Origin of the sequence: Flavobacterium sp. W22_SRS_FP1, assembly GCF_052113685.1 — a bacterium.
Lineage (GTDB): Bacteria > Bacteroidota > Bacteroidia > Flavobacteriales > Flavobacteriaceae > Flavobacterium.
This window is the reverse complement of the sequence record NZ_JBGQOE010000060.1, coordinates 1-2,586: the sequence shown is the minus strand read 5'-3', so window position 1 is coordinate 2,586 and position 2,586 is coordinate 1. Positions and strand designations below refer to the sequence as shown.

Genomic DNA, 2,586 nt, shown 5'->3' with positions numbered 1-2,586 from the left:
CGGAGCAACCACTACAAATGGTATTTCAGATTCAGCTACCATTGCTGCAAACATTTTAACTGTATCAGGCACAACTAGTACCTCAGGGATAACCAATACAGGAACTTTAGCTGTAACAGGATTAAGCACTACTGCAGGAATAAGTAATACAGGAAATATTGCTAGTACAACTTTAGGAGTAAGCGGAGCAACCACTACAAATGGTATTTCAGATTCAGCTACCATTGCTGCAAACATTTTAACTGTATCAGGCACAACTAGTACCTCAGGGATAACCAATACAGGAACTTTAGCTGTAACAGGATTAAGCACTACTGCAGGAATAAGTAATACAGGAAATATTGCTAGTACAACTTTAGGAGTAAGCGGAGCAACCACTACAAATGGTATTTCAGACGCATCTACTATTGCTGCAAACATTCTAACTGTTTCAGGCACAACGAGTACCTCAGGGATAACCAATACAGGAACATTAGCTGTAACAGGATTAAGCACTACAGCAGGAATAAGTAATACAGGGAATATTACCAATACAGGAAATATTGCTAGTGCAACCTTAGATGTAAGCGGAGCAACCACTACAACAGGAATTACTAATACAGGTTCTTTTACTAATACAGGTATAACTAATTTAAATGGAGCTTTAAATCTTAGTTCTAGTAGTACACTTACAACTGCAGGAACAGTTAGAATTACAGATAATACTGGATCTGCTTCTACTGCTTCAGGAGCTTTAGTGGTAACTGGGGGTGTTGGTATCGGCCAAAACTTAAATGTTGGAGGAACTGCAACATTTAATAATACTGCAACATTTAATCAGCCTGCAAATTTTAGAAATGTCAATACTTTTGATGCTACCACATATTTTAATGGAACAACAACAATAGGTGATTCAGATACAGATATATTTACTATAAATAGTACTATATCGGGATTAACTCCATTAGTTTTTGAGGGTCAAACTGCTGATAATTTTGAAACAACATTAAGAATTACGGATCCAACGGCAGATAATACTATCACATTACCTAACGCATCTGGTACAGTATCTTTGACAACAGCTACTGAAACACTATCCAATAAAACAATGGATTCAAATACGGTTGCTGTTACCCAAGCAATAACTAATAGTTCTACGGCTATCGCAACCACGGAGTTTGTAGCTAAAACGAGATCATTTAGTAATATAAAAACGATCACTACTAATTATACAATAGACATCACAGATTCTACGATTATCGTTAATCCTGCCTCGCCTATGACAATAACAGTGCCGGTTAGTAATGATTTTATAGGCAAAATAATTACTATTCGTAATATTGATACTGATGCCGTGGTTATAAGTCTTAGTGTTAATGGGGGGGGGATAATTATAGAGGATGAAAAGGTTAATGCAACCCAAATAAATTCTACTAAAACTTTACGAATGCAGTTTGATGGAACTAATTGGTATGCTCTTGATTAATAAAAATTTAATAAATTTAAATACTATGAAGCTAAATACATTTTCACAATTAGTGGTTTTTACTTTAATTCTCATCTGTACTGTAACTAAGGTTTCTGGTCAAAATGCTCAAAAAATAGGGGGTAGTACATTTTATGTTCATCCTGGAGCTATTTTAGAGTTAGATAGTAACACTAGGGGATTCTTACTTCCTCGAATGTCGTCTAGTAACATGAATGGTATTCTTACAGGTAAAAGTGGCCAAGAAATAATTGATGCTAAAGGTATGATGGTGTACTGTACTGATTGTGGTACTGGCGAGTTAAGAATGTGGGATGGTACTCAATGGGGTATGACCATGACTACCACTGGTTTAGCAAAATTAGACGAAGTAGATGTTACAAATACCTTACTAGTACGAGGTGCAACTACATTGAGTAGTGCCGCGGTTGGAACTACTTTAGCAGTAACAGGAGCAACAACTCTAAGTTCTACTTTAGGAGTAACCGGAGCTACAACTACAGCAGGAATAACTAATGCTGGAACATTAACCAATACAGGTAATGCTACTGTTAGTGGTACTCTAGGAGTAACGGGTGTGGCTACTTTTACAGCACAACCTATTCTTAGTTCATTAACAGCATCACAAGCTGTCTTTACAGACGGTTCAAAAGGACTAGTTTCTAATGCTATCACAGGCACAGGTAATGTGGTTATGTCAACTTCACCAACCTTAGTAACACCAACATTAGGAGTTGCGACAGCAACAAGTCTTAATAAATTGACGATTACCGCGCCTGCGAGCTCTGCGACTTTAACAATAGCAAATGGTGGTACTTTGGCTACGGCGGGCTCTTTTTCACAAACATTGACAGCGACTGGGACTACTAATGTTACTTTGCCTGTATCAGGCACCTTGGCTACATTAGCAGGAACAGAGACCTTAACAAATAAAACCTTGACTGCACCAGTGATGACTGCACCAGTTTTAGGAACTCCAGCATCAGGAACGCTTACAAATGCTACTGGTTTGCCAATTGCTACAGGGGTTATCGGTTTAGGTACTAATGTTGCAACATTTTTGGCAACGCCTTCTTCAGCAAATTTAGCAAGTGCATTGACGGATAAAACAGGAACTGGAG

2 protein-coding genes are annotated in these 2,586 nt (G+C 37.9%); both read left to right on the top strand.

What is annotated here, in order from left to right:
* A partial coding sequence (locus ACEN2H_RS15545) for a beta strand repeat-containing protein (RefSeq protein WP_441733956.1) occupies positions 1-1,465 on the top strand: 1,465 nt, incomplete at its 5' end.
* Positions 1,466-1,490: 25 nt separating this feature from the next.
* Positions 1,491-2,586: hypothetical protein (locus ACEN2H_RS15540; RefSeq protein WP_441733954.1), on the top strand; the 1,096-nt coding region annotated here is incomplete at its 3' end.